This window comes from Pseudoduganella lutea, assembly GCF_004209755.1.
GTDB classification, from domain to species: Bacteria; Pseudomonadota; Gammaproteobacteria; order Burkholderiales; family Burkholderiaceae_D; genus Rugamonas; species Rugamonas lutea.
Genome location: NZ_CP035913.1, coordinates 2,398,056 through 2,421,809, shown reverse-complemented (window position 1 = coordinate 2,421,809; position 23,754 = coordinate 2,398,056). Strand labels below are relative to the sequence as shown.

General features: G+C 64.7%; 24 protein-coding genes. 17 read left to right on the top strand and 7 right to left on the bottom strand.

Going from position 1 to position 23,754, the window contains the following annotated elements:
- Positions 1-60 precede the first annotated feature (60 nt).
- Positions 61-1,308 carry a formyl-CoA transferase gene (gene frc / locus EWM63_RS10220; RefSeq protein ID WP_130186418.1) on the top strand — a complete coding sequence of 416 codons (1,248 nt, stop codon included), beginning with the start codon at positions 61-63 and terminating at the stop codon, positions 1,306-1,308.
- 12 nt (positions 1,309-1,320) lie between these two features.
- Positions 1,321-2,262, top strand: coding sequence for a histone deacetylase family protein (locus EWM63_RS10215; RefSeq protein WP_130186417.1), 942 nt, complete (start codon positions 1,321-1,323; stop codon positions 2,260-2,262).
- 5 nt (positions 2,263-2,267) lie between these two features.
- Here EWM63_RS10215 and EWM63_RS10210 read toward each other — a convergent pair whose 3' ends face one another.
- Positions 2,268-3,197, bottom strand: coding sequence for a LysR substrate-binding domain-containing protein (locus EWM63_RS10210; protein ID WP_130186416.1), 930 nt, complete (start codon positions 3,195-3,197; stop codon positions 2,268-2,270).
- Positions 3,198-3,358: 161 nt separating this feature from the next.
- Here EWM63_RS10210 and EWM63_RS10205 point away from each other — a divergent pair, with 161 nt between their 5' ends.
- The 4 genes from EWM63_RS10205 to EWM63_RS10190 all read left to right on the top strand — a co-directional run bounded on the left by EWM63_RS10205 (position 3,359) and on the right by EWM63_RS10190 (position 7,297).
- Positions 3,359-3,667, top strand: a complete 309-nt coding sequence (locus EWM63_RS10205) for a hypothetical protein (protein ID WP_130186415.1) — start codon at positions 3,359-3,361, stop codon at positions 3,665-3,667.
- A 380-nt stretch (positions 3,668-4,047) separates the two neighbouring features.
- Positions 4,048-5,400 carry an oxalate/formate MFS antiporter gene (oxlT, locus tag EWM63_RS10200; RefSeq protein ID WP_130186414.1) on the top strand — a complete coding sequence of 451 codons (1,353 nt, stop codon included), beginning with the start codon at positions 4,048-4,050 and terminating at the stop codon, positions 5,398-5,400.
- A gap of 96 nt (positions 5,401-5,496) precedes the next feature.
- On the top strand, positions 5,497-6,264 hold the full coding sequence (locus EWM63_RS10195) for a fumarylacetoacetate hydrolase family protein (protein ID WP_130186413.1): 768 nt from the start codon (positions 5,497-5,499) through the stop codon (positions 6,262-6,264).
- Between the two features lie 16 nt (positions 6,265-6,280).
- Positions 6,281-7,297, top strand: a complete 1,017-nt coding sequence (locus EWM63_RS10190) for a 2-dehydropantoate 2-reductase (protein ID WP_130190310.1) — start codon at positions 6,281-6,283, stop codon at positions 7,295-7,297.
- Between the two features lie 88 nt (positions 7,298-7,385).
- On the opposite strand, the gene EWM63_RS31740 is transcribed toward EWM63_RS10190, so the two are convergent.
- Both EWM63_RS31740 and EWM63_RS10185 read right to left on the bottom strand, forming a co-directional pair.
- Positions 7,386-7,535, bottom strand: a complete 150-nt coding sequence (locus EWM63_RS31740; protein WP_165390789.1) for a hypothetical protein — start codon at positions 7,533-7,535, stop codon at positions 7,386-7,388.
- A 176-nt stretch (positions 7,536-7,711) separates the two neighbouring features.
- The gene (locus EWM63_RS10185; protein ID WP_130186412.1) at positions 7,712-8,320 is read right to left on the bottom strand and encodes a Crp/Fnr family transcriptional regulator; all 609 of its coding nucleotides are present in this window, start codon (positions 8,318-8,320) and stop codon (positions 7,712-7,714) included.
- A gap of 156 nt (positions 8,321-8,476) precedes the next feature.
- On the opposite strand from EWM63_RS10185, the gene oxc reads away from it, so the two are divergent.
- From oxc to EWM63_RS10170, 3 genes are all read left to right on the top strand, one after another.
- Positions 8,477-10,183: an oxalyl-CoA decarboxylase gene (gene oxc / locus EWM63_RS10180; RefSeq protein ID WP_130186411.1), complete on the top strand. Its 1,707-nt coding sequence runs from the start codon at positions 8,477-8,479 to the stop codon at positions 10,181-10,183.
- A gap of 112 nt (positions 10,184-10,295) precedes the next feature.
- On the top strand, positions 10,296-11,546 hold the full coding sequence (gene frc / locus EWM63_RS10175; RefSeq protein WP_130186410.1) for a formyl-CoA transferase: 1,251 nt from the start codon (positions 10,296-10,298) through the stop codon (positions 11,544-11,546).
- A gap of 79 nt (positions 11,547-11,625) precedes the next feature.
- Complete coding sequence (locus EWM63_RS10170) at positions 11,626-12,072, top strand: PAS domain-containing protein (RefSeq protein WP_130186409.1); 447 nt, start codon at positions 11,626-11,628, stop codon at positions 12,070-12,072.
- 4 nt (positions 12,073-12,076) lie between these two features.
- On the opposite strand, the gene EWM63_RS10165 is transcribed toward EWM63_RS10170, so the two are convergent.
- Complete coding sequence (locus tag EWM63_RS10165) at positions 12,077-12,898, bottom strand: class I SAM-dependent methyltransferase (protein WP_130186408.1); 822 nt, start codon at positions 12,896-12,898, stop codon at positions 12,077-12,079.
- A 227-nt stretch (positions 12,899-13,125) separates the two neighbouring features.
- Between EWM63_RS10165 and EWM63_RS10160 the strand changes: the two genes are divergently transcribed.
- The 8 genes from EWM63_RS10160 to EWM63_RS10125 are packed head-to-tail and all read left to right on the top strand — an operon-like array spanning position 13,126 to position 20,279.
- Entirely contained in the window at positions 13,126-13,905 is a 780-nt protein-coding gene (locus EWM63_RS10160) for a GntR family transcriptional regulator (protein ID WP_229487845.1), read from the top strand.
- 14 nt (positions 13,906-13,919) lie between these two features.
- On the top strand, positions 13,920-15,644 hold the full coding sequence (locus EWM63_RS10155; protein ID WP_130186407.1) for a fumarate reductase/succinate dehydrogenase flavoprotein subunit: 1,725 nt from the start codon (positions 13,920-13,922) through the stop codon (positions 15,642-15,644).
- A 9-nt stretch (positions 15,645-15,653) separates the two neighbouring features.
- The gene (locus tag EWM63_RS10150) at positions 15,654-15,887 is read left to right on the top strand and encodes a 4Fe-4S dicluster domain-containing protein (protein ID WP_130186406.1); all 234 of its coding nucleotides are present in this window, start codon (positions 15,654-15,656) and stop codon (positions 15,885-15,887) included.
- Positions 15,888-15,917: 30 nt separating this feature from the next.
- Positions 15,918-17,315 carry an ABC transporter substrate-binding protein gene (locus EWM63_RS10145; protein ID WP_130186405.1) on the top strand — a complete coding sequence of 466 codons (1,398 nt, stop codon included), beginning with the start codon at positions 15,918-15,920 and terminating at the stop codon, positions 17,313-17,315.
- A gap of 11 nt (positions 17,316-17,326) precedes the next feature.
- Positions 17,327-18,121, top strand: coding sequence for an ABC transporter permease (locus EWM63_RS10140; protein ID WP_207221388.1), 795 nt, complete (start codon positions 17,327-17,329; stop codon positions 18,119-18,121).
- Positions 18,118-19,023 (top strand): ABC transporter ATP-binding protein, encoded by a 906-nt coding sequence (locus EWM63_RS10135; protein WP_207221269.1) that lies wholly within the window; start codon positions 18,118-18,120, stop codon positions 19,021-19,023. The genes EWM63_RS10140 and EWM63_RS10135 overlap by 4 nt, the downstream gene beginning before the upstream one ends.
- A 12-nt stretch (positions 19,024-19,035) precedes the next feature.
- Positions 19,036-19,992: a HEAT repeat domain-containing protein gene (locus tag EWM63_RS10130; protein WP_130186403.1), complete on the top strand. Its 957-nt coding sequence runs from the start codon at positions 19,036-19,038 to the stop codon at positions 19,990-19,992.
- Positions 19,989-20,279 (top strand): DUF971 domain-containing protein, encoded by a 291-nt coding sequence (locus EWM63_RS10125; protein ID WP_130186402.1) that lies wholly within the window; start codon positions 19,989-19,991, stop codon positions 20,277-20,279. The genes EWM63_RS10130 and EWM63_RS10125 overlap by 4 nt, the downstream gene beginning before the upstream one ends.
- Before the next feature lie 69 nt (positions 20,280-20,348).
- Here the strand turns inward: EWM63_RS10125 and EWM63_RS10120 are convergent, their stop codons facing one another.
- The 3 genes from EWM63_RS10120 to EWM63_RS10110 form a co-directional block, all read right to left on the bottom strand.
- On the bottom strand, positions 20,349-21,197 hold the full coding sequence (locus EWM63_RS10120; RefSeq protein ID WP_130186401.1) for a nucleotidyl transferase AbiEii/AbiGii toxin family protein: 849 nt from the start codon (positions 21,195-21,197) through the stop codon (positions 20,349-20,351).
- Entirely contained in the window at positions 21,190-22,215 is a 1,026-nt protein-coding gene (locus EWM63_RS10115; protein WP_130186400.1) for a type IV toxin-antitoxin system AbiEi family antitoxin, read from the bottom strand. The genes EWM63_RS10120 and EWM63_RS10115 overlap by 8 nt, the downstream gene beginning before the upstream one ends.
- 286 nt (positions 22,216-22,501) lie before the next feature.
- Entirely contained in the window at positions 22,502-23,746 is a 1,245-nt protein-coding gene (locus EWM63_RS10110) for a DUF819 family protein (RefSeq protein WP_130186399.1), read from the bottom strand.
- Positions 23,747-23,754: the final 8 nt, after the last annotated feature.

Below are 23,754 nucleotides of genomic sequence, written 5' to 3'. Positions count from 1 at the left end.
CCGGACTCATCGGGCAGCGCAGAATAGAAAAAAATCAGCCCATCAACCGAGGAGACCGGCATGAGCAAGGCTTTGGAAGGCATTCGCATTCTCGATTTCACCCACGTGCAATCGGGCCCCACCTGCACCCAGCTGCTCGCCTGGTTCGGCGCCGACGTGATCAAGGTCGAACGGGCCGGCGAGGGCGACGCCACGCGCGCCCAGCTGCGCGACATTCCCGAAGTGGACAGCCTGTACTTCACGATGCTGAACCATAACAAGCGCTCGATGACGCTCGATACCAAGCAGCCGGCCGGCAAGGCGGTATTGGAAACGCTGATCCGCGACTGCGATGTGCTGGTGGAGAATTTCGCGCCCGGCGCGCTGGACCGCATGGGGTTTTCGTGGGAGCGCATCAGCCAGCTGAACCCGCGCATGATCGTCGCCTCCGTGAAGGGCTTCGGTCCGGGGCCCTACGAGGACTGCAAGGTGTACGAGAACGTGGCGCAATGCGCCGGCGGGGCCGCCGCCACGACCGGCTTCGACGACGGGCCGCCCGTCGTCACGGGCGCGCAGATCGGCGACAGCGGCAGCGGCCTGCACCTGGCGCTGGGCATTGTCACCGCGCTGTTCCAGCGCACCGCCACCGGCCGCGGCCAGCGCGTGCAGATCGCCATGCAGGATGCGGTGCTGAACCTGTGCCGGGTCAAGCTGCGCGACCAGCAACGCCTGGCGCGCAATGGCGTGATGGAAGAGTATCCGCAATTCGCCACCGGCCAGTTCGGCGACTCGGTGCCCCGCGCCGGCAACGCCTCCGGCGGCGGCCAGCCTGGCTGGATCCTCAAGTGCAAGGGCTGGGAGAGCGATCCGAACGCCTACATCTACTTCATCGCCCAGGCCGCGGTGTGGCCGGCGATCTGCCGCGTGATCGGGCGCGAGGGGTGGATCACCGATCCGGCCTACGCCACGCCGCGCGCCCGGCTGCCGCACCTGATGCAGATCTTCGCCACCGTCGAGGAATGGACGAAGACGCTGACGAAGTTCGAGGTCATGGACATCCTCAACCGCGACGACATTCCCTGCGGGCCGATCCTGTCGATGAAGGAACTGGCCGAGGAACCTTCACTGCGGGCCACCGGCACGATCGTCGAGGTCGATCATCCGGAGCGCGGCCCCTACCTGACGGTCGGCAATCCCATCAAGCTCTCCGACAGCCCCACGGTGGTGCGGCGCTCGCCGCTGCTGGGCGAGCATACCGAGGAAGTGCTCGGCCAGCTGGGCTACGGCGACGAAGAGATCGCGGCGCTGCGGGCCGGGCGCGTCATCTGACACGGAGACATCATGGACAAGCCAGGCACGATGGTCATGTTCCATCCCGACTGCCTGGAGCATCTTCCAGGCCCGGGCCACCCGGAGTCGCCCGAGCGCCTGCATGCGGTGATGGGCGCGTTATGGAAACCGGAGTTCACGGCGCTGGCGTGGCGCGAGGCGCCGCTCGGCACCCGCGAGCAGGTGCTGCTGGTGCATGACGCGGACTATGTCGATACCGTGACGGCGATGGCGCCCCGGCAGGGCGTGGTGCTGCTCGATGGCGGCGACACGGCGATGTCGCCCGGCTCGCTCGACGCGGTGATGCGCTGCGTGGGCGCCGCCTGCGCCGGCGTCGACGCGGTCCTGGCGGGGGAGGCCCTGAATGTGTTCTGCGCCACGCGGCCGTGCGGTCACCATGCCGAACCGGATCGGGCGATGGGCTTCTGCATCTTCAATCAGGTGGCCATCGCCGCCATGCATGCGCTGCATGCCCACGGCCTGGCGCGGGTGGCCGTCATCGATTTCGATGTCCGCCATGGCAACGGCACGCAGGCCGCGTTCTACGACGAGCCGCGGCTGTTCTTCGGCTCCAGCCACCAGTCGCCGCTGTATCCGGGCACGGGCGCGGCGCACGAACGGGGCGGCAGCGGCAACATCGTCAACGTGCCGCTGCCGCCCGGCTGCGGTTCGCAGGCATTCCGCAACAGCATGGCGATGCGGCTGCTGCCGGCCCTGCGCGCGTTCGCACCGGAGCTGATCCTCGTCTCGGCGGGCTTCGACGCGCACCGTCTCGACCCGCTGGCACAGCTGGCGCTGGACGACGAGGACTTCGGCTGGATCACGCGCGAAGTGATGGCGATCGCCGCGGACACGTGCGCGGGGCGCATCGTTTCCGTGCTCGAGGGCGGCTACAGCGGCGCTGGCCTGGCCGGCGGCACTACCGAGCATGTGCGGGCGCTGATGGGGAATTGAAGGAGCTACGTCCCCGCCGTGGGAATCAGCCGTCCGATCCACTCGGCGCCATCTTCGAGCAGGAACTGGCGGAACGCGTGGGCCACGGGCGGCAGGCGCTTTTCGCGGCGGTGCACCACATACCAGTTCAGCATGAGCGGAAAACGCTCGGCGGGCACCACCACCAGGCTGCCGGCCGCCACCTCGCGGCCGATCGTATGCGCCGACAGGAAGCCCAGGCCGATCCCCGCGATCACGGCCTGCTTGATCGTCTCCGTGCTCTTGATTTCCATGGCCACCTGCAGCTCGTCGAGCCGGGTGCCGAACGCGTCTTCCATCGAATGCCAGGTGTCCGAGCCGCGTTCGCGCACCACGAACGGGTGCCGCACCAGCTCGCGCAGGCCGATCGGCTCGCGGCCGGGCGCCGCCAGCGGGTGCTGCGGCGCCGCCACGATGACATAGGGATGGGGGGCGAAGGCGTCGTTCTGCGTGTCGTGCAGGGGAGGGCGCACCATGACGGCGAGATCCGTGCGGTTGTCCGACAGTTGCTCCAGCAATTCCTCGCGGTTGTGCACCGTCAGGTTCAGCTTCACGCCGGGATGGCGGCGTGCGAAGGCCATCATCAGCTGGGGAAAAAAATAGTCGCCGGCGCTGATCACCGCCACGTCCAGGCGGCCGCCGGCAATGCCGCGATGCTGGGCCATCGCCGTGTCGGCCTGCTCGAACTGGGCGATGATGGCGCGGCAATAGGGCAGCAGCTCGGCGCCCGCCTGGGTCAGGTAGGTCTTCTTGCCGAGCTGCTCGAACAGCGTGGCGCCGGCGTGGGCTTCGAGCGTGCGGATCTGCGTCGATACCGCCGGCTGCGTGAGGTGCAGTTCCGTGGCGGCCCTGGAAAAACTCAGGTGGCGGGCTACCGCCTCGAAGATCTTCAGCTGGCGCAGTGTCGCATTCCGCATGGCGCTCCCGGTGGATGTCGCAGGTGTGGTTGCAGGGACGGTGGCAGGTAAGGTCGCAGGTATTAAGGATGCTTGATGATTATCCCTAAAAACTTTGAATTTTGCTAATCATCCAGCATGCTTAATATGGACTTCTCGGTATCACGACAACGGAGGAGACCATGACGAACACCAGCAACGCCGCCGCGGCGCAACGCAATGCCTGGAATGCGGCCTTCCACGAACTGGACCTGCCCTGGTACTGGGAAGCGGGGTGCCGGTTACCCGATATCGGCGCGGAGCGCGCCTGCATCCACGATTACCTGGCGCGCCACCAGGGACACCTTCTCGCCGTCTACGACGCGGACTTCCTCATCGACGCGATCGTCGCCACCAAGGACCGCTGCGAAGAGCGCTGCCAGGCGGCCGGCAGCGATCCGGCGGCGGCGATCGACTGGCGCGAACTGCGCCAGCCGCAGATCGGCGTCTGACGCCTGGCGTGTGTGTGGATGCCACTACTTGTAACGATTTTTTGATTCTTAACCGCGGTCAAGGAGTTGCGAAATATGTTCTTTCACAATCGGTTCATCTGTTGAACTTCAAATAAGGGATCGGGGGCGCCGCCAGCGGCCGCGGCCCGATCCAGGTTCCAGAGTCTTTCGGCAGCTTCCGCGCGGATCCACAGATTCATAGAGGAGACAACAACATGAGCCACCTACTGCACCGCAGCATCGCCAGGCACCGTTTGCGAAGCCCCATTCCGTTGCCGGGCGAGCCACCCGCCACGCGATCCGGCCACTGATGCAAGCACACAGCGGTACCCGCAAAGGGCTACCAGAACAGCGCTGAAAAACCAGATGGGAGACATTGCATGAAAACCGACGCACCGACCGCTATCGAAAGGCCAGCATCGTTCCGCTGGATGCAACTGATCATGGGCATCATCTGCATGGCCATGATCGCCAACCTGCAGTATGGCTGGACCCTGTTCGTCAATCCCCTCGCCGAAGCCCATGGCTGGACCAAGGCATCGATCCAGGTGGCGTTCACGATCTTCATCCTGACCGAAACCTGGCTCGTGCCGGTGGAAGGCTGGGCGGTGGACAAATGGGGACCGCGCCCCGTCGTGCTGTTCGGCGGCCTGCTGTGCGCGATCGGCTGGGTGATGAACTCGTATGCCGACACCCTGGCGGTGCTGTACATCGCCGCGGCCGTCAGCGGCATCGGCGCCGGCGCGGTCTACGGCACCTGCGTGGGCCAGTCCCTGAAGTGGTTCCCGGACCGCCGTGGCCTGGCCGCGGGCCTGACCGCCGCCGGCTTCGGCGCCGGCTCGGCCGCCACCATCATCCCGATCTCGAACATGATCGCGGAGCGCGGCTACCAGGACACGTTCCTGTACTTCGGCATCGGCCAGGGCGCGATCGTCATCCTGCTGGCACTGATGATGGTGCGTCCGCCCCACACGGCAAGCAAGGCCGTCAAGAAGAAGGTCAATCCGAACGTGCTGCAGACAACGGCCGACTTCAAGCCATCGCAGATGGTGCGCACCCCGGTGTTCTGGGTGATGTACACGATGTTCGTGCTGGTCGCCGCCGGCGGCCTGATGGCCACCGCGCAAATGGGCCCGATCGCAACCGACTTCGAGATCGATGGCGTGAAGTTCAACGTCATGGGCATGGTCCTGCCGGCCCTGACGTTCGCCCTGGCGATCGACCGGGTACTGAACGGGTTGACGCGGCCATTCTTCGGCTGGGTGTCGGACCAGATCGGCCGGGAAAAAACGATGTTCATCGCCTTCGCGCTGGAATCGGTGGGCATCATCCTGCTGTACTACTTCGGTCGTGACCCGATCATGTTCGTCATCCTGACCGGCCTGGTGTTCTTTGCCTGGGGCGAGATCTACAGCCTGTTCCCCGCCACCACGGCCGACACGTTCGGTACCCGCAACGCCGCCGGTAACGCCGGTCTGATGTACACGGCGAAGGGCACGGCATCGATCTTCGTGCCGATCTCGAGCATCATCACCGCCATGACGGGGAGCTGGGAAGCGGTGTTCTTCGTCGGCTGCGGCATGAACGCGGTGGCCGCCATCATGGCCTGGTGGGTGCTGCGGCCGATGCGCAAGCGTTTCATCGAAGAGTCTTCCGGCATGGTCAGCGTGCAGGACGACGAGGTCATGAGCGCCAGCGCCGGCACGGCCACCGCGGCCCGCATCATCACCTGATCCACGTTTCTCCCCGGGGTCCCGCGCACGCCATCCGCGCGCGCGGGCTTCCCACGCCCTTATACCTGCTCGCCGCGCCATCCCACGGAGGCTTCCATGATCCAGCACTGGATTCGTTTCAGGCATCTCGACACCGTTCGCTTCGGTACCCTCGAGGGTGACAAGATCCGCGTCTTCAAGGGCGACATGTTCGACGCGCCGCAACGCACCGACATCGCCCTCCATCTTGCCGACGTCGAGCTGTACACCCCGGTCGTGCCGGGCAAGGTGCTGGCGATGTGGAACAACTTCCACGCCCTTGGCAAGAAACTCGGCCTGCCGCCGCCGGCCGAACCGCTGTACCTGATGAAACCGCCGACCTCGTTCCTGGCGCCGGGCGGCACGATCCGCCGGCCGCGCTGCGAAGGCAAGGTGGCGTTCGAAGGCGAGCTGGCGATCGTGATCGGCCGCACGTGCAGCGGCGTCGCCGTCGAGCATGCGGCGGAGCACATCTTTGGCTACACCTGCGCCAACGACGTAACCGTGAGCGACATCATCGGCCGCGATCCCACTTTCCCCCAGTGGGTGCGCGCCAAGGGCTTCGATACGTTCTGCCCGTTCGGCCCCGCGATCGCCACCGGGCTCGATCCCGCGATGCTGGTGGTGCGCACGATCCTGAACGACGAGGTGCGCCAGGACTACCCGGTCAACGACATGGTGTTTTCCGTCGCCGAACTCGTCAGCCGCGTGTCGCAGGACATGACGCTGGAACCGGGCGACCTGCTGCTGTGCGGCACGTCGGTCGGTGTGGGCTCGATGCGGCCGGGCAGCACGGTCGTCGTGGAGATCGACGGCATCGGCCGGCTCAGCAACCGTTTCGAGTAAAACCAAGGAGCATATGATGAAGATCGCAGTGATTGGAGCGGGTGCCATTGGCGGCCTGGTGGGCGCGCGGCTGGCGCTGGCGGGCGAGGACGTGACCTTCCTCGTGCGCGGCGCGAACCTGGAGGCCATCCGCAACCGCGGCATCAGGCTGATCGAGGCGTGCGGGCAGGTGCAGGTGGCGGCCCGGGTGCGCGCCACGAACGACTATGCCGCGGCCGGGCCGCAGGATATCGTCATCGTCGCGCTGAAGGCGCACCAGGTGGTGGACGTGGCGGACGACATCGGCCACCTGTTCGGCCCCGAGACGGTCGTGGTGACGATGCAGAACGGCATTCCGTTCTGGTATTTCCATCGCCACGGCGGCGCGTTCGAAGGGCGCCCCGTGCTCAGCGTGGACCCGGCAGGCGTGCTGGCGCAGCGCATCCCGCCAGGGCGCATCCTTGGCTGCGTGGTCTACCCGGCCGCCGAGCTGGTGTCGCCGGGCGCGATCCGCCATATCGAAGGCAACCGCTTCCCGCTCGGCGAGCTCGATGGCAGCAGCAGTGCGCGAGCGCGTGCCGTGGCCGCGTGCTTCGAACACGCGGGGCTGAAAGCGCCTGTGCTGGAAAACATCCGGGCGGAGATCTGGCTGAAGTTGTGGGGTAATCTCAGCTTCAATCCCATCAGCGCGCTGTCGCATTCCACGCTGGTGGACATCTGCCAGCATCCGCTGGCGCGCAACCTGGCGGCGAACATGATGCGCGAGGCCGAGGACGTGGCCGCCAAGCTGGGCATCGCCTTCCGCGTCACGCTCGATCGCCGCATCGAGGGGGCGGAAAAAATCGGCAAGCACAAGACCTCGATGCTGCAGGACGTGGAGGCGGGCCGGGGACCGGAGATCGATGCGCTGGTGGGCTCGGTGATCGAGCTGGCACGCCTGACCGATACGCCGACGCCTCATATCGACTCCGCCTATGCGCTCGTGAAGCTGCTGGAGCAGGCGATGGTCCAGGCACGGGGTGGTGTGCGGCTGCAGAAGGCCGTCGCCGCATAAGGGCACGCCGCCAGCGCGAAAAAAAACCGGGACAGCATGCTGTCCCGGCCTCGGTATCGCTGAAGCGATGTCCTGTTTTGTCGCGCTGTTACAGGCCCCAGGTATAGGCCGCTTCTTCGCGGTCCTGCTGCTGGTCGCTCAGTTTGTCGCGCACGTCCAGCTGGAACAGCGACAGGAGGAATTCACCCAGCGACAGGCCATTGGTTTGCTGCTTTGTACTATCAGTGAGACCGTTCATGTGCTGCTCCTCGAATGGTTGAAAGCGTGTATGCCTTTGATTATAAAGGCAGCACACCCCCGGTCCAATTGACGGCAGCCATATCTGTCATTCAATGTGTGAATGACTGTCTATGAAAAATCGCTCAAAAATAAGGCAAAAATATTTCTCGCTTGTTACAGAGAAACTGTTGCTTTTCAGATTTTTCCCTGGTGCTTCAAACGGCTCAGCGTTTCCGGCGACAGGTTCAGGTAGTAGGCGAGCTCCTTTTTCGGCAGCCGCTCGAACAGGTCGGGGAACTTGCGCATGAAGCGGTGCACGCGGCCCGGCGCATCGAGCAGGTGCAGCGTGATGGTGTGCGCCATGATGGCGCTCATCAGGTTCATCACCTCGTACTCGAACGCCTGCTTCACCACGCTGTGGCTCTGCAGGAAATTCACCCACTGCGTCAGCGGCATGCTGGCGACCCTGGCCTTCGTCATGCACACGATGCTGTAGGGCGTCGGCGTCTTCAGGCACCAGGCGGCGTAGCTCGTCTCGATGTCGCGTTCCGACGAGAAGCGCAGGATCATCTCCTTGGCCTCGTGGTTCGTCACCTGCCGCTTCAGGATGCCATCCAGGATGAAGTACTGCTGCATGTCATACACGCCCTGGTTGAGGAGGAGGTCGCCCTTCTGGTGGTTCGTCACCGTGAGGTAGGGCTCCAGTGCGGCCATTTCGCTGTCGCGCAATTCCTTGAGAACGATGTTCTGCTTCAGCTGGGCGCGAATGATGTTTCGTTCCGGGTGGTTGGCAATGAGCGTCATGTCGGGCCGTGGAACTGCATGAATTCACATCATGCGGTGAATCTTGACCGCGGTCAATGATTGAAACGATTGGCGCTGGATATGATCAATTCCAGGCGATCCAGCTGGCCATGTCGCCCGAACCGACAGGCATCCCGACAATAACCGGAGACAATCATGACCCACAACGTATCGGTAGAAGTCACCGACGGCTTCCACCTCGTGATCGATGCGCTGAAGCACAACGACATCGATACGATTTTCGGCCTGGTCGGCATACCGATCACGGATCTCGCCCGCCTGGCCCAGGCCGAAGGCATGCGCTTCATCGGCTTCCGCCACGAGCAGAACGCCGGCAACGCCGCCGCCATCGCGGGCTACATGACGAAGAAGCCGGGCATCTGCCTGACGGTCTCCGCACCAGGCTTCCTGAACGGCCTCACGGCGCTGGCGAACGCCACCACGAACTGCTTCCCGATGATCCTGATCTCCGGTTCCAGCGAGCGCGAGATCGTCGACCTGCAGCAGGGCGACTACGAGGAGATGGACCAGCTGAACATCGCCCGCCCGCACGCCAAGGCGGCGTTCCGCGTGCTGAAGGCGGAGGACATCGGCGTCGGCATCGCGCGTGCCATCCGCGCCGCCGTGTCCGGCCGGCCGGGCGGCGTGTACCTCGACCTGCCGGCGCAACTGCTGGCGCAGACGATCGAGGCAGGCCATGCCAAGCGCTCGCTGATCAAGGTGGTCGATGCCGCGCCGCGCCAGCTCCCGGCACCGGACTCCGTGGAGCGCGCGCTGGCGTTGCTGAAAGAGGCGAAGAAGCCGCTGATCCTGCTCGGCAAGGGCGCCGCGTATGCGCAGGCCGATGCCGACATCCGCGCCTTCGTGGAGCGCACCGGCATTCCCTACCTGCCCATGTCGATGGCCAAGGGCCTGCTGCCGGACACGCATGCGCAATCGGCATCGGCCGCCCGCTCGTTCGTGCTGGCCGAGGCGGATGTGGTGGTGCTGGTCGGGGCCCGCCTGAACTGGCTGTTGGCGCACGGCAAGGGCAAGACATGGGGCAAGCCGAAGCAGTTCGTGCAGATCGATATCGCGCCCACGGAAATCGACAGCAACGTGGCGATCGCCGCGCCGCTGATCGGCGACATCGGTTCCTGCGTGGGCGCCTTGCTGGCGGGCCTGGACAGTGCCGGCATCGACAAGCCCGATGCCGAATGGCTCGGCGCGATCGCCCAGAAGAAGGAACAGAACACGGCGAAGATGGCCGCGCTGCTGGACAAAAATCCCGATCCGATGAACTTCCACAGCGCGCTGCGCGCCATCCGCGACGTGCTCAAGGAATACCCGGACATCAACCTCGTCAACGAAGGCGCCAACACGCTCGATTTCGCGCGCAGCATCATCGACCAGTACCAGCCGCGCAAGCGTTTCGATTCCGGCACGTGGGGCATCATGGGCATCGGCATGGGCTTCGCCATCGGCGCCGCCGTCACCAGCGGCAAGCCGGTGGTGGCGGTGGAGGGCGACAGCGCGTTCGGTTTCTCCGGCATGGAGCTGGAAACGATCTGCCGCTACCAGCTGCCCGTTACCACGATCGTCTTCAACAACAACGGCGTGTACCGAGGTACCGACGTCAACCCCACCGGTGGCGCGGACGTGGCGCCCACCGTGTTCGTGAAGAATGCGCGCTACGACAAGATGATCGAGGCCTTCGGCGGCATCGGCTACCACGCCACCACGCCCGAGGAACTGACGCGCGCACTGGCCGAGGCGATCGCCGCCGGCAAGCCGGCGCTGATCAACGCCGTCATCGATGAAACGGCCGGCACCGAAAGCGGGCGCCTGACGAACCTGAACCCGCAGAGCGCCGCCAAGAAGTAGATCGCCCTGTAGGCCGCCACCACATGGCCGCCACCACACTGAATTTCCACGACGCCGGCGCCACCAGCGCCGGCGCGGGGCCCCGCTACACCTCAAAAAAGGAGACTGCACCATGAGCAAGCCACTGGAAGGTATCAAGATCATCGACTTCACGCACGTCCAGGCCGGCCCCGCCTGCACGCAGATGCTGGCCTGGTTCGGCGCCGACGTCATCAAGGTGGAGCGGCCCGGCGCCGGCGACGTGACCCGCTCGCAGTTGCGCGACATTCCCGGCGTCGACGCGCTGTACTTCACGATGTTGAACAGCAATAAGCGTTCGCTGACCCTCGACACCAAGACGGCCGACGGCAAGGAAATCCTGACGAAGCTGATCAAGGAATCCGATGTGCTGGTGGAGAACTTCGGTCCCGGCGCACTGGATCGCATGGGCTTCACGTGGGAGCACATCCGCGAGCTCAATCCCGGCATGATCGTCGCCTCCGTGAAAGGCTTTTCCGACGGCCACCACTACGAAGACCTGAAGGTGTACGAGAACGTGGCGCAGTGCGCCGGCGGCGCGGCATCGACCACCGGCTTCGACGACGGTCCGCCGACCGTCAGCGCCGCCGCCCTGGGCGACAGCAACACCGGCATGCACCTGGCCATCGGCATCCTCACGGCGCTGCGCTCGCGCGACGTGACGGGCAGGGGGCAGAAGGTGGCCGTGTCGATGCAGGACAGCGTGCTGAACCTGTGCCGCGTGAAGCTGCGCGACCAGCAGCGCCTGGACCGCGTGGGCTACCTCGAGGAATATCCGCAGTATCCGCACGGTACCTTCTCCGACGTGGTGCCGCGCGGCGGCAATGCCGGCGGTGGCGGCCAGCCGGGCTGGGTACTGAAGTGCAAGGGCTGGGAAAACGATCCGAACGCCTACATCTATTTCACGATCCAGGGCCATGCCTGGGCGCCGATCTGCCGGGCGATCGGCAAGGAAGAGTGGATCGACGATCCCGCCTACATGACGGCGCAGGCGCGCCAGGACAAGATCTTCAGTATCTTCGGCACCATCGAGGAATGGCTGAAGGACAAGACCAAGTTCGAGGCGGTGGACGTGCTGCGCAAGTTCGACATCCCGTGCTCGCCCGTGCTGTCGATGAAGGAAATCGCCAACGATCCGTCGCTGCGCGCCAGCGGCACGATCACCGAGGTAGACCACAAGGAGCGCGGCAAGTACCTCACGGTGGGCAGCCCGATCAAGTTCTCCGACCTGAAGGTGGAGATCAAGGGATCGCCTCTGCTGGGTGAACACACCGATGAAATCCTCGAGTCGCTCGGCTACAGCCAGAATCAGATCGCGGCGCTCCACGAACAGCGCGTCGTCTGACCCCGGGTCGGTTTTTTCGGTTCTTCCCGTTCGCGCGCCTGCCACAAGCAGGTGCGCATTTTTTCTTCGAGGAGCTCACATGACCATCGAGATCGACTTCGAGCAACTGGTGCGCGGCATCGGCGACGGCGTCATTGTCTGCGACGCGGCCGGCGCGATCACGTTCTGGAACGACGCGGCAACGCGTATCTTCGGCTTCACGGCAGACCACGCACTGGGCCATTCGCTCGACCTGATCATTCCCGAACGCCAGCGGCAGCGCCACTGGGACGGGTATCACAAGACCGCGTCCACCGGCGAAACCCGCTACGGCAACGACCTGCTGCGCGTGCCGGCGCTGCACAAGGAAGGCAAGCCGCTGTCGATCGCCTTCACCGTGGCGATGCTGTACACGCCCGCCGGCGCCGTGTCGTCGGTCATCGCCGTGGTGCGCGACGATACCGCGCGCTGGAGCGAGGAACGGGCATTGCGCGCCCGCGTGCGGGAGCTGGAGACGGCCGCGCGCGCCGAGCCGGTCGCTTCCTGAAGGATCAGGGCGCCGTGGCGGTGACGTCCCAGCACGCCGCCGTGTAGCGCACGCTGTCGCCGTCGACGAACGGCGCGAAGGCCGCCTCGGCCTGCGGCACGATCGCCGCGCGTTCGGCGGCATCGAGCCGTGGCAGCGCGCGTCCCACCGGGCCCATCATCGTCGCATAGCGTTCCAGGTCGCGTTGCGGGAACACGCATGCCACGTCGCGCGGATCGATGCGAATGTCCCGCCAGCCGGCGGCGGCGAGGATGCCATGCACGCGCCGTGCATCGGCGAACGAGAACTGCCCCGGATCGTCCGCCTTGCGCGGCGGCTGCGGCGGCAGTTGCGCACCCACGGCACGCTCGGCCGCGGTCATGAACGGGTTTTCCTCGGCCGTGCGCCAGGCGAAGAAGCGCAGCGTGCCGCCGCTGCGCACCGCGAGCCGCAGGTTTGCGAACGCGGCCACCGGATCGTCGAAGAACATCACGCCGAAGCGGGATACGAGCGCATCGAAGCTGGCCGGTGCGAAGCTGTACTGCGATGCGTCCGCACACAGGAATTGCGCTGGCACGCCCGTGGCGGCGGCAGTGGCCTGCGCCACGGCGATCATCGGCGCCGAGATATCCACGCCGGTGGCGTGCCCCGTGCGGCGCGCCACCGCGAGCGTGGCGCCACCGGTGCCGCAGCCCACGTCCAGCACCCGCTGGCCGGTGTCGAGCCCCTCTACCAGCAAGGTCTCGATACCGCGGAACATGTCGTCCAGCGTTTCGCGCAGGTCGACCCATGCGTTTCCCGACGTGCCATTCCAGTGTTCTGACTGGGAAACGGGGATTGCATCCATCGTGGCCTCCTTCATCCGGTGATCCGCCATCATGCCACGCCGGCGCGGCGCCGCGAGCCCGGCTGCATACCAGTCTGCACACCCACCGCATATCGATATGCCGCCACCGCCTGAGGCGCTTCCCGCATTAGCAAAACCGAAACGATTCGTTTTCACCTCCGCAGCGCGTCGATAACATCCTTGCATCGTCATCACCTGTCATGACAGGACATTCCAGGACGCCCCACATGACCACGCCGCACATGCCCAATTTCCGAGCCCTCGAATCTTCCGCCGCACCGCTGTATTCGCAAGTGCGCGAACGCCTGCGCGAGCGGATCGTCGACGGCACCTATGAACCGGCGGCGCGGTTGCCGGCCGAAAGCGAGATCAGTGCGATCTTCCGTGTCAGCCGCATCACCGTGCGCCAGGCGCTGGCCGAGCTGCAGAACGAGGGCCTGATCGTCAAGGTGCCCGGCAAGGGCACGTTCGTGGCGCAGCCGCGGCCGAGCCAGGACCTGGCCCGGCTCGAAGGCTTCGGCGAGGCGATGTCGCGCCGCGGCCATGCCGTCGTCAACCGGGTGCTCAGCCATGTCACCGTGGTGGCCGAGCCGCATGTGGCCGGCCAGCTGCAGCTCGCGGCCGGTGCCCGGGTCACGGAAATCCGCCGCGTGCGCCACGTCGACCACGAGCCGGTGTCGTATGAAATCACCTACCTGCCCATCCGTATCGGCGACCGGCTGCGCGGCGAGAACCTGGCCGAACGCGACATCTTCCTGATCCTGGAAACGGATTACGGGCTGGCGCTGTCGCACGCCGATATCCACATCGGCGCCATCGCGGCCGATGCCGGATTGGCGGCCGCGCTGGACGTCGCGCCCGGCACCGCGCTGCTGCGCATCGAACGCCTCACGTGGACCGTCGACGGCGTGCCCCTCGATTTCGAATACCTGTACGTGCGCGGCGACGCGTTCCAGTACACGTTGCGGCTGCCCCGCCGCACCACCACCACCAATCAAGGAAACTGAGCGGGAATATGACTATGGAGACAATCGAACAAACCGTCGACGTGCTCGTCATCGGCGGCGGCACCGCCGGGCCGATGGCGGCCGTCAAGGCGAAGGAAGCCAACCCCGCGCTGCGCGTGCTGCTGCTGGAAAAGGCCAACGTGAAGCGCAGCGGCGCGATCTCGATGGGCATGGATGGCCTGAACAATGCCGTCGTGCCGGGGTTCGCCACGCCCGAGCAGTACGTGAAGGAGATCACGGTCGCCAACGACGGCATCGTCAACCAGAAAACCGTGATGGCCTACGCGCAGAACAGCTACGCGATGATCGAGGAGCTGGACCGTTGGGGCGTGCGTTTCGAGAAGGATGAAACGGGCGACTACGCGATGCGCAAGGTGCACCATATGGGCACCTACGTGCTGCCGATGCCGGAAGGGCACGACATCAAGAAGGTGCTGTACCGCCGCCTGAAGCGCACCCGCGTGGAGATCACCAACCGCCTTGTCGCCACGCGCCTGCTGCTGGCGGAAGACGGCAGCATCGCCGGCGCGATGGCGTTCGACTGCCGCACGGCGGATTTCCACGTGATCCGCGCGAAATCCGTCGTGCTGGCCACCGGCGCGGCGGGCCGCCTCGGGCTGCCGGCATCGGGCTACCTGTTCGGCACCTATGAAAACCCGACCAACGCGGGCGATGGTTACAGCATGGCCTACCACGCCGGTGCGGAACTGTCGGGCATCGAGTGCTTCCAGATCAATCCTCTCATCAAGGATTACAACGGCCCGTCGTGCGCCTATGTCACCGGTCCGTTCGGTGGCCACACCACGAATGCAAAGGAAGAGCGCTTCATCGAATGCGATTACTGGAGTGGCCAGATGATGCAGGAGTTCTACAACGAACTGCAAGGCGGCAACGGCCCCGTGTTCCTGAAGCTGAACCACCTGGCCGAGGAAACCATCCAGACGATCGAAACGATCCTGCACACGAACGAGCGCCCGAGCCGGGGCCGTTTCCACGATGGCCGCGGCACCGACTACCGCCAGCAGATGGTGGAGATGCACATTTCGGAGATCGGCCTGTGCAGCGGCCACTCGGCGTCCGGCGTGTGGGTCGATGAACACGCGCGCACCACGGTCGCGGGCCTGCATGCCGCCGGCGACCTGGCCTGCGTGCCGCACAACTATATGCTGGGTGCTTTCGTCTACGGCAAGCTGGCTGGTGAGAGCGCCGCCGCGTACTGCGCCGCGCACGAACTGCCGGCCGTCGACGCGGCGCAGGTCGAGGCGGAACGCGAGCGCGTGTGGGCGCCCCTGCACCGCGAGGACGGGCTGCCGCCGAACCAGGTCGAGTACAAGCTGCGGCGCATGGTCAACGACTACCTGCAGCCGCCGAAGGTTACGAAGAAGATGGAGATCGGCCTGCAGCGCTTCGAATCGATCCGCCAGGATCTCGACCGCATCCAGGCGCGCAATCCGCACGAACTGATGCGCGCGATGGAAGTGCATGCGATCCGCGACTGCGCCGAGATGGCGGCGCGTGCCTCGCTGTACCGCACCGAGAGCCGCTGGGGCCTGTACCACAACCGCGTCGACTACCCGCAGCGCAACGACCAGGACTGGTTCGTGCACGTGCAGTTGCAAAAGCAGGATGGCGAGATGGTGTGCTTCAAGCGTGCGATCGAACCTTACATCGTGCCGCTGGAAGACGAAGAAAAAACCGCCTATCAACGCTTGCGGGTCGCTCAACCCCTGGCAGCTTAAGGAGAAGCAATGCCCACCACGATCAACATCACCAGCGTGCCCGTCACCGTGGACGCCGACAAGTGCATCGCCCACAAGGGTTGCACCGTCTGCGTGGACGTGTGCCCGCTCGACGTCCTGGCCATCGACCTGTCGAAAGGCACGGCCTACATGAAGTTCGACGAATGCTGGTATTGCATGCCATGCGAGAAGGATTGCCCCACCGGGGCAGTCCACGTCGACATCCCTTACCTGCTGCGCTGACGCTTGCCATAGCTTCTTGGAGAATAAAAAATGACATTGTCCAGACACCTGATCGGCCTCTCTTTGCTCGTCGCCTTCAGTGGCGCCAACGCCGAAACGATCCGCGTTGCCATCGGCACGCAGGACACCACGATCAACTGCGCCACCGGCGGCCTGCTGATCCGCGAGCTGAACCTGCTGCAGAAATACCTGCCGAAGGATGGCAAGTACAAGGATGCAAAGTACGACATCGTGTGGAAGAACTTCACGTCCGGCGCGCCGCTCACGAACGAGATGGTGGCGGGCAAGCTCGATATCGGCTCGATGGCCGACTTCCCCGGCTCGTTCAACGGTGCCGCGCACCAGAAGGCCGGCAAGAAAAGCATCTTCATCACCGTGCTATCCGGCAGCACGCTCGGTTCGGGCAACGGCATCGTCGTGCCGAAGGGATCAAGCGTGCAGTCGCTTGCCGAGCTGAAAGGCAAGACGATCTCGGTGCCGTTCGCCTCGACCGCGCATGGCATGCTGCTGCGGGCCGTGAAGGCGCAGGGCTGGGATCCGGAAAAAGACGTGAACATCACCACGCAGGCGCCGGAAATCGCCGGATCTGCCCTGCAAAGCAACAAGATCGAAGCACACGCCGATTTCGTGCCGTTCGCCGAGCTGTTCCCGCACCGCGGCTATGCGCGCAAGATCTTCGATGGCTCGCAGGCCAAGGCAGCCACGCTGCACGGCAGCCTGGTGGATGCGGCCTACGCGAAAAAGTATCCCGAGATCGTGGTGGCCTACCTGCGCGCCGCGCTGGAAGCGGACCGGCTGATCGCCGCCGAGCCGGAAAAGTACAGCGAACTGATTGCCAAGGTGACGGGCATCGAGGCGGAAGTGAATTACCTGTTCCACGGCCCGGTCGGCTTGCAGACGCGCGACTTCACGTGGAAGCCCGAGTACCGGCAGGCGGTGGCCACGTCGATCCAGACGCTGCGCCTGCTCAAGCGCACGGAAAGCGACATCGACGTCAACAGCTTCATCGACGACTCCTACCTGCGCACGGCGTTCAAGCAGTCGAACCTGGACTATGACAAGGCGCTGAAGAACTACGCCAAGCTGCCGCTCTCCGCCAAGGACGCGGTGACCGGCAAGCCGATCGCGGACTTCAGGCAGCTCACGCAGATCTGGGTGCAGGGCGAGCCGCTGGTGCGCCACTATGCGAACGCCGATACGGCCTTCGCGGAACTGCGCAAGCTTGAAAGCGGCGGCAAGAAAGTGCGCACCGTGTATGCGCATGACCGGGGTACGGGCCTGAAGCTGCTGGCGGCCGATGCATGGTTCGTCGTCAAGGGCAAGGAAGCCGGCGCATTCCTGCTGAAGGCCGATGCGGACGCGTGGGCGAAGAAGAACGGCGGCCAGGTCGTCGATTACGACAAGCTCAAGACCGGCACGGTCATTTGATCGGAAACATCGTGAACACGACCGCATCGAAAACACTCCGCGCGATCGTCGGGCTGCTGTCGATTGCCGCCTGCGTGGCCGCCTGGCAGGTGGCCGCATCGAAGCAGGTCGACCTGGGGCTCGTCACGTTCCAGAACGTGCCGGCACCCGTCGACGTGGTGGCGGCGGCCAGGGACCTGGTCGAATCGCCGAAGTTGTCGCAGCACCTTTCCGCCAGCGTCTACCGCGTGTTCGCCGGCTTTGCGGGCGCCGCGGCGATCGGCATCCTGCTGGGCCTCGTGATCGGGCGCTCGCGCTGGATCGAGGACGTGCTGATGCCGCCGCTCGAGGTACTGCGCCCGATTCCCGCCGTGGCGTGGATTCCGCTGGCGATCCTGATGTTCCCCTCGTCGGAAGCGTCGATGGTGTTCATCACCTTCATCGGCGCGCTGTTCCCGATCCTGCTGAACACGATCCATGGCGTGGAAGCCGTGGACCAGCGGCTGGTCGCCTCGGCCCGCAGCCTGGGGGCAGGGCGGTGGAGCATCTTCGCCGAAGTGATCCTGCCGGCCGCCGCACCCAGCATCGTGACCGGACTGGCGATCGGCATGGGCACCGCGTGGTTCTGCCTGGTGACGGCGGAAATGATCTCCGGCCAGTTCGGCATCGGCTACTACACGTGGGCGTCGTACACGATCCAGAACTATCCCGAGATCGTCGTGGGCATGCTGCTCATCGGCGCCATCGGCATGGGCAGCAGCGTGCTGGTAAAACGGATCGGCAACCTGTTCCTGCCGTGGTACCTGATGACGAGGACGAAATCATGAATCGCGAATCAATCGCTGAACGCTCCGCAATCGAAGAACGCGCATTGCGCAGTGACGTCTCCCCCGGGGCTCACGGTAACATCGACATCGAACACCTGACGATCCGCCTGGGGCAGGGGAAACAGGCCTTCGATGCCGTGCAGGATGTATCGCTGAACATCCGCCCGGGCGAATTCGTCTGTGTGCTGGGGCCTTCCGGCTGCGGCAAGTCCACCCTGCTGGGCGGGCTGGCCGGCCACTGGCAGCCCAGCGGCGGCACGATCCGCGTCGATGGCGACACCGTCTCCGGCCCGCACCCGGACCGCGGCCTGGTGTTCCAGCACCACACGCTATTCCCGTGGAAGAAGGTGCTGGACAACGTGGCATTTGGCCTGAAGATGAAGGGCGTGGGGCGCGCGGAACGGCGCCAGCGGGCGCGCGACATGCTGAAACTGGTGGGCCTGGATGGCTTCGAGGACCGCTACCCGGTGCAGCTTTCGGGCGGCATGCAGCAGCGCGTGGAAATTGCCCGCGTGCTGATCAACGGCCCACGCGTGATGCTGATGGACGAGCCGTTCGGCGCCCTCGACGCGCAAACGCGCCTCAAGATGCAGGAACTGCTGCTCGACGTGTGGAGCCGTGTGAAGACGACGATCGTCTTCATCACGCATGACATCGACGAAGCGCTGTTCCTGGCCGACCGCATCCTCGTGATGAGCCCGCGCCCGGGCCGCATCATCGACGAGATCCGGCTCGATTTCCCGCGGCCGCGCAACGCGGACCTTGTCACGTCGCCGCAGTTCACCGCTTATAAACGCCATTGCCTGGCGCTGCTGCACCCGCACGCGAACATCGTGCCGCTCGACCGCCTCAGCCCGTTGGGCCCCGCAGGTTCGAACGGCGCGGCACCCCATCATGCATAAAGGAACCAACAAGTGACCGATTACGACGACCCCGAACTGGCGCAGATCACCGCACGGCTGCGCGAGCCGGATGCCACCGTGCGCCGCATCGCCGTGCTGGCGCTGGCGGACCTCGATGGCGACGAGCATTTGCCGCTGCTGGTCGCCGCCCTGGAAGATCCGTCGGCCGACGTGCGCGCCGAAGCTGCCCGGGCGCTGGAAGCGTTCGAGACGCCGGAAAGCGTGGCCGGCGTGGCACGCCTGCTCGAAGATGCAGACGACGACGTGCGCGACGCCGCCGCGCAAAGCCTGGCGCAGCTGAAGCTGGCTTCCTCGGCCATTGCGCTGCTGCCTTCCCTGGCCAGCGGCGACAGTTTTATCCGCGCCGCCGCACTGCGCGCCGTGCGCGAATTGCGCGCCCCGGAAACGGCCGCACCGGCGCTGGCCGCGCTGGACGATGCCGAGCCGCTGGTGCGACGCGAAGCCGTGTCCGTGCTGGGCTGGCTGAAACATGCCGACGCCTTGCCGGCGCTGACGAAGCTTGCCACCGCTGATCCCCATTCCGACGTGCGCCGCGCCGCCGTGGGCGCGCTGGGCGCGGCCACCGACGATACCGTGCTGCCTGCACTGCTGTCCGCGCTGCGCGACGCCGCGTGGCAGGTCAGGGAAGAAGCCGCGGCCACGCTGGGCAAGCTGCGCCTGCAAGGCGCCGGTCCCGCCCTGATCGCCGCACTGGACGACCCCTACTGGCAAGTGCGCCTGCGCGCCGCCCGCAGCCTGGGCCGGCTGCGCAGCCATGACGCGCTGCCGGCGCTGATCGCCGCGCTGGCGCACACGATCAGCAACCTGCGCAAGGAAGCCGCGCTGGCGCTCGGTGAAATCGCGTCGCCGCTGGCCTTGCCCGCATTGCGCGAAGCGGCCAACGACCCGGACCCGGAAGTGCGCAAGTCCGCCCGGCTGGCGTTGCAGCAAACGGAGGCGGCGGCATGAACATCGAGCATATCGAGAACCGTGCGCGCTCCGGCGTGCTTGCCGTGCGCTGGAGCGACGGCAGCGAACATGCATTCACCCACGCCGACCTGCGTGCCGCCTGCCCGTGCTCCGGGTGCCGCGCGCTGCGCCTTGCCGGCGTTGCCATCGAAGCGCCGGATACCCTCCGCCTGACCGTCATCGAACCGGCAGGCACCAATGCGCTGAACCTGGGTTTCAGCGATGGGCATGCGCGGGGTATCTATCCGTTCGCGATGCTGGCCAACCTGGCCGCCGCTCTCTGTTGAGCCGAGCCATAGACCCGAAGGGAGGATTCGTCGCCACGGCTCAGCTTTCGAAAACCTGCCAGTACGGAGCTACCGTTCTGTCATCAGTCCTTGTGTAAATTGTTGAATCAATTCATCTGACACCTGATCACGATCGACCAAGGCCACGCTCATGTGCGTGAGAAGTCTGTCGCGCAGCTTTGGTGCGTGGAGAATGGCAAGCATGGCGGTCAATGTCGCCGGTGCCAGCATGCGACGGGTATCCATGCCGAGTAAAGCGGCCCCCGCCAGACTGATGTCATAGCCAGTCCTTTCCATGACATCCATCGCTTCATCGTACAACCTGTCAAAATTTCCGGCCTGATGGTAGTTTCCCATCAGGAACCGCAAATCCAATGCATCCTTTGTGTGCTCATCGTGCCTGTCGGCCCAAGCAAGCAACTTGAGCGCGGCAAGTCCGGGAAGCGAGACGACGCGCACGTTAAAGCCGCCGACATCGACTGTCAGCGCGGTTTCAAGCGCCTCGGCATACCCTGCGACGTTCATCACGATATGCATGTCGGGGGGCCATGCGATTTCATGCGGCTTATGCTCTACCGCGCCAAACGGCACGAGGTCCAGGGGATACGCTTCACCGTGTTCGGCAGATTCGAAATAGAGTCGATGCGCGATGGATGGCGCTTCATGAAACCGCCCCGTGGCGATCAACTTTTCCCGGATCATTTCGAATTGCTGCCAATTCCCGACAGCGATCGCGAAGTCAACGTCCCGGGTTGCACGGCCAGCGGGAATGCCAAAGACGTGCTGCATCAGAATATCGCGCGCAGTGGCACCGATGACGAAATGATCGATGCCATGGAATTGAGTAACCTGCTGGACCGCATGAAGGATTTGCAACGTCTCGGGCAACAGTGGGCGCTCAAGTGGAATGCTAAGCATCGTTCATCTTTTCCAGGAGATGGGACGCGACTTCGATATTGCGTGGATCGCCACTCACGAGCAAATCCGCGTAGACCAAAGGAAGTGGGGCGATGCCCGGCGTCACCTCCAGAGCGTCGAGCTCCCAAAATGGCTGCACGATCTCGATCGCACCCTGGTTATCCTTACGTAACCGGAACTGGGTGACAATCTCATTCAGTGCCCCAGGAACATGCATATCCAGGTAGATAGTCAATTGCTGTGGCTTCAGGTGCTTTGTGATGATCGCTGCCGCCATTTCGCCGCCCCAGGCTGCTACGCCTGGCGTCGGACGCCATTTGTAGAAGCGGTCGACGTTGTCTGTTGCGAAACGTAGGCGTTCCAGTTTGGGCCTCAGCCGATTGGCATATCCTGCGCTCCATTCTCCAATCAGCAACCTCTCATTCTTCAAGTGGCGTCCGGTCCCTGTCGTGGCGAGAAAATTTCGCGCAGCGAGCGAATGGAACACGTGCCCAATCGATCCTGTTGAAACTTTTGCCGCCCACGAAATCTCGCGGTACGGCGCGTTGATCAGCGGAGGTTTGGCGAGAAAAGCGAGAACCATCCGCAATGCAGCCGGCGTGGTAAGGGAAGTCGCCTCCAGTGGCACGTCATCAACGGCTGCCTTCAAACCAGCAACGAATATGAACATGCCTTGCCCGTTTGACAGGTATGCATTACCAGCCGAATCGAGAAACTGGACACCTGCGGTGCGGCAGCGGAGCGCCATTTCCTGGCTTATTGCGGGCGTAATGAGCAGTATGGGGGGGCCAAATCTTGTACGCGCCTTCATGTCTGCGAGCGCGGCAAAGTGAGGTATGCGGACTTTGAATTCGCACGTATAGGTAAGGAGCGTACCGTTGACAGCCAGTTCTACCATTCCTTCCGACAGCATCGATTCAGGAGTGACATGACCCTCAATACCTGCGGAGCTGCGCAACGCGGCCAGGACTTTGGGTAGCCATATGGCCAGTGTGCGTTCCATTCCTTTGGCGTTCATTTTTCAAACCCGTTCAGTTATCTTGAACAAGGCCCAATTATGAACGCCAGTCCTGTTCTGTTCAATATTTTTCGACGTTCAAAAAAATTGAACGATCGCAATATCTGAACAGGCGAGGCTGGCATTGAAGCCAGCCCGACGTCCAGTTGCTCGATGCGGCCGAGGATGCCGCCACCAGACTCGGGCTGTGATGCGCATGCGGCTGCCGCACCTGAAAAACACGGCGAAAGCCGGGGCAGAGCCTGGCATTATGGGACACCGCTGGACGAACTGGTCCCTTGCGCGTTCAGGTCGCCAGCGCGCGCAGCACCAGCCCCGTGATGTACGCACAGTAGGTGCCGAGCGCGTAGCCGAGCACCGCGAGCAGCACGCCGACGGGCGCCAGTGCCGGGTGGAATGCACTGGCCACGACGGGCGCGGACGCGGCGCCGCCAACGTTGGCCTGCGATCCCACCGCCATGAAGAACAGCGGCGCGCGGATCAGCTTGGCCATCAGCAGCAGCAGGCCGCCATGCACGCAGATCCAGATCAGGCCGAGCAGGAACAGCCATGGCCGGTCCACCAGGGCGGACAGGTCCATCTGCATGCCGATCGTCGCGACGAGGAAGTACACCATTGCCGAGCCGATCGTCGAGGCGCCGGCGCCTTCGAGGTTGCGCGCCCTGGTAAAACTGAGCAGCAGGCCGAACGTGGTGGCGAAGACGACCATCCAGAAGAAGGCCGACGTGAGGCTGTAGTCCTTCAGGTTCCATTCGGCCGGGAGGCTGCCGATCCATTGCAGCACCGGGCCGGTCAGCGCGTGGGACAGGCCGGAGACGCCGAGGCCCACGGCCAGGACGATCATCACGTCGGCCAGCGAGGGAATGCGCGCATGCGTGGCCTGGTAGCGTTCGATGCGGGCCTTGACGGCGTTGATCGCGGTGACGTCGGCGCCGGTCCAGCGGTCGAACGCATCGGCGCGCCCGGCCAGGAACAGCAGCACGGCCGTCCACAGGTTGGCGACCAGCACGTCGACGGCGACGAACTGGCCGAACACGTTGGCATCGACCTCGAACACTTCCTTCATTGCCGCCTGGTTGGCGCCGCCGCCGATCCAGGCACCCGTGATCGTCGTCAGGCCGCGCCAGGTCTCGCCGGCCACCGTTTCCGGGTGGATGAGGCGCATCGCTTCGAACGACACGATCGCGCCCAGCATGATGCCGGCGGTTCCGGTGAGGAACATGATCAGCGCCTTCGGGCCGAGCCGCACGATGGCGCCGAAATCGGTGGCGATGCACAACAGCACCAGGGCGCCGGGCAGCAGGTAGTCGCGCGCCATCGGATACAGCTTCGAATGACTGCCGTCGATGATGCCGAGCGTGTTGAGGATGGCCGGAATCAGGTAGCACAGCAACAGCGCGGGCACGTAGGTGTAGATCTTTTTCCAGACACCGTCGGTGCGCGACGAAGTCCAGAAAACGAGGCCGAGGATGGTGGCGAGTATGCCGAGCACGACGGCATCGTTGGTAACGAGGGGAAGGCTGGTCTGCATGGAATCTT